The sequence below is a fragment of the Blautia acetica genome, assembly GCF_038739805.1.
Lineage (GTDB): Bacteria > Bacillota > Clostridia > Lachnospirales > Lachnospiraceae > Blautia.
In genome coordinates this window covers 1-3,161 of record NZ_JBBEWO010000037.1, presented here as the reverse complement: position 1 = coordinate 3,161, position 3,161 = coordinate 1, and the positions used below count along the sequence as shown (strand labels likewise).

At 40.1% G+C, this 3,161-nt stretch carries 4 protein-coding genes; 3 read left to right on the top strand and 1 reads right to left on the bottom strand.

Annotated elements, in window-relative coordinates:
- Nucleotides 1-465: 465 nt before the first annotated feature.
- The 3 genes from WBS51_RS14995 to WBS51_RS14985 all read left to right on the top strand — a co-directional run bounded on the left by WBS51_RS14995 (nucleotide 466) and on the right by WBS51_RS14985 (nucleotide 2,227).
- Nucleotides 466-630 carry a hypothetical protein gene (locus WBS51_RS14995; protein WP_173691475.1) on the top strand — a complete coding sequence of 55 codons (165 nt, stop codon included), beginning with the start codon at nucleotides 466-468 and terminating at the stop codon, nucleotides 628-630.
- A gap of 25 nt (nucleotides 631-655) precedes the next feature.
- Complete coding sequence (locus WBS51_RS14990) at nucleotides 656-982, top strand: hypothetical protein (protein WP_342694153.1); 327 nt, start codon at nucleotides 656-658, stop codon at nucleotides 980-982.
- Nucleotides 983-1,216: 234 nt separating this feature from the next.
- Nucleotides 1,217-2,227 carry an IS66 family transposase gene (locus WBS51_RS14985; RefSeq protein ID WP_291683763.1) on the top strand — a complete coding sequence of 337 codons (1,011 nt, stop codon included), beginning with the start codon at nucleotides 1,217-1,219 and terminating at the stop codon, nucleotides 2,225-2,227.
- Nucleotides 2,228-2,741: 514 nt separating this feature from the next.
- Here the strand turns inward: WBS51_RS14985 and WBS51_RS14980 are convergent.
- Nucleotides 2,742-3,032, bottom strand: coding sequence for a hypothetical protein (locus tag WBS51_RS14980; RefSeq protein ID WP_173750321.1), 291 nt, complete (start codon nucleotides 3,030-3,032; stop codon nucleotides 2,742-2,744).
- Nucleotides 3,033-3,161: the final 129 nt, after the last annotated feature.

Here is a 3,161-nt window from a genome sequence, read left to right as displayed (position 1 = left end):
GCTGACACTTCATTGTCACTGAGTATAATATGATATGTTTTAGGTCTTGCCATAATGAATCACCGCCGTTTCTTTTTAGTATATCATGAAACGGCATGAAGCAAAAGAATAATTGTGTTCTTGAGTTTCCGCAGTTTTATCCACAAGTTACTGTTCAGAGGTATGCATAAGTCATTGTAAAAAATAGCGAAATTTATTTTTTTATTTTGTGGATATTCATTTTAGGCAGGAAAAACTGTGTTTATAATTTTTCCTACCGTTCTTTTTTGGCAAAGTTATACAAAGTTATACACCAGATTCTGGATTCCAGAGCCCATTTTCGAAGTTTCATGGCTGATATCAATGCTTTTTCAATCGCAAAACGAATACTTATCCACAGTCAGATTGACGAAAGAACGATTTTGGGAAATTCACTTTTTTTCTATGTTTTTGTTATACTCTTTCACAAGAAAGAGAGATTTTCTTATGGACATCGATTTAAAAGAAGAATTGAAAAAACGTGATAAACTTCTCGCTGGTTACCTCAAACAGATTGAGATACAAGAGGAATTTATCCAAAAACAAAAGGAAATGATTGAATATCTGGAAGATCATATTTCAAAGATCACAGACATTATCAGTGGCGTTTAATGATAACTGTGCCGGAGGAAAACGTATGCCTGATACTTATGATTACATCACACTCATGTGCCGGCTAAAAGCCGCACAGGCAAGGAATAAAGAGCTGGAATCCGGTGAGAGATATGTCAAACTGAAAGAACTCCACCAGAAGGATTGCAGAGACTATGAACATAAAATTCTGGAACTGCAGACAGAAATAGCGGAAGCGCATAAAGAAACTATCCGTGTCCGTAATTACTGGTTCCAGGTACTGGAGGATATGCTCCTGGAGTTTGAAGCGATGCAGAAAAAAGCCGAATGGAAGCTAAAGGAGATGGAGAAGCGCGTCCTTTTTGCCGAAAACAAAGAGATGATGCTTTAGATAAAGTAAAAGAACTCCGCCTTCAGTTTTATAAAACAGCAGCCAGGCTGGAAGAAGAACAGGGAAAAAACGGGCAGGAAACCGGGAGGACAGCCCGGTCATAAGGGGCACAGCCGAAAGAAACAGGAACCTACGCAGCCGGCAATCCTTCTTCCACCGCCAGAAGAAGTCCTTGAAGACTGTGCTTTCAAAAAGACTGCAAGGACAATCATAAAACAACTGGTAAGGATCCGTATGGTTCTGGATGTAACGGAATACCATGCAGATGTTTATTATAACAGTCAGACGGGAGAACGTGTACATGCTGCATTTCTGGATGGCGTGATTGATGACGTGAATTATGATGGCAGCATCCGGGCATTTCTGTTTCTTTTAAATAATAACTGCTGTACTTCCATTGATAAGAGCAGAAAATTCCTGTCGGATTTAACAGGTGGAAAACTGAATATTTCGAAAGGCATGATAAGTAAACTCAGCAGGGAGTTTGCTTTAAAAACAGAGCCTGAACGCAGGACTGCCTGCGCAGAGATGCTGCTTTCCCCTGTCATGCATACAGACTGTACAAATGCAAGGGAAAACGGAAAGAACTGTCAGGTATATGTCTGTGTGACACCGGACGGAAAAGCCCTATACTTTGCATGTGAGAAAAAAGGGCATGAAGGGGTAAAAGGTACTGTCACGGAGGATTATCAGGGAATCCTGGCCCATGACCATGATCTTACCATTTATCATTATGGAGCAAATCATCAGGAATGTCTTGCTCATGTACTGCGTTATCTGAAAGACAGTATAGATAACGAACCGGAGCGCACCTGGAACAAAGAAATGCGTTCACTGGTACAGGAAATAATCCATTTCCGAAAAGGCTTCCAGCTGCCCCAGGAGCCGGATCTGAAAAAGGTTTCCGAATTTGAAAAAAGATATCAGAAGATACTGGAAACCGCTAGAAAGGAATACGGGGACATTCCGGCAAATAATTATTATAGAGACGGGTATAATTTATTTTTGAGAATGGAGAAATACATGCAGAATCATCTGCTGTTCCTGCATAACTCCAGAGTACCTGCCACGAATAACGAAGCCGAAGGGCTTCTGAGGAATTATAAGCGGAAACAGGCGCAGGCCGTGACATTTAGGAGTTTCGAAAGTATCGATTATCTCTGCCAATGCATGAGCATGCTTGTTTTGATGCGCCTGGAGGAATCGGCAAATATATTTGACAGAGTGTCCAAGATATTTGGATAAAGAAAAACCGATGGCTTTAACTGTTATCAGTCTACACCATCAGTTTTCTTAAGTCCAGTTAACCTCTGAACAGTAACGCTCACTGTGAAAATTTATCCAAATTAAGCGAAACTTCTTGAAATCTCAAAGATAACATGCTAACATCTAAGTAAACAGAAAGCACCCACTCCAAAGGTGGATGCTCCGAGTTTAGGTCAGATAATGTCCTTACGGACACCGCTTATCCTGTTGGCAGACAGGATAGGCATTTTTATTTTCGCTTGTTTCTCTTATCGAGAAAGGCAAGCAACGCTACAATCAAGCTACCAAAGAACATCAGCAATGCTAATATCCCAATGAAAATCGAAATAATTTCATAAGCCGTCATCGGCGCCACCTCCCTTCCTATGTATTCCGGTTGCCCGGTATCATAAAACTCGGGAGGCTACCACCCTGTCATGGGTACTTTCCTTAGGTAATATCCTAACATAATAACTATCACTTCGGCAAGAAAAAACTACATTTTTCTATCTCATTATTTTCTGCCAATTATGATAACATGGTTACTTGCACCAAGAACCGACTGTTCACGGCACACACTATAATGGTAATCGCACCATATTTTGAACTGATTTTCATCCCATTGGTCTACCTTTTGCGATAAAAGAGGTGCTAAACCATCTTGTGCAAAATGGTCTACAATTTCTAATCCATACCTTTGATAAATTAATTCCATTTCCTCTTTTGAAGAATAATAAGTATCCGTCCAAAAACACTTCTCATCATCATGCTTTAATACGCTTGTTTTAACAAGTTGTTTTGCCAATTGTTCATCTGTAAGCGCCCAATAATACTGCGGTAAAATTTAAAATTACCCCAGCCCTTTGCGAGTTGGAGTAATTCACTATAATTCACATGCGATTTTTGACAGACTGGAGTTTTTCACTCCAAGGTG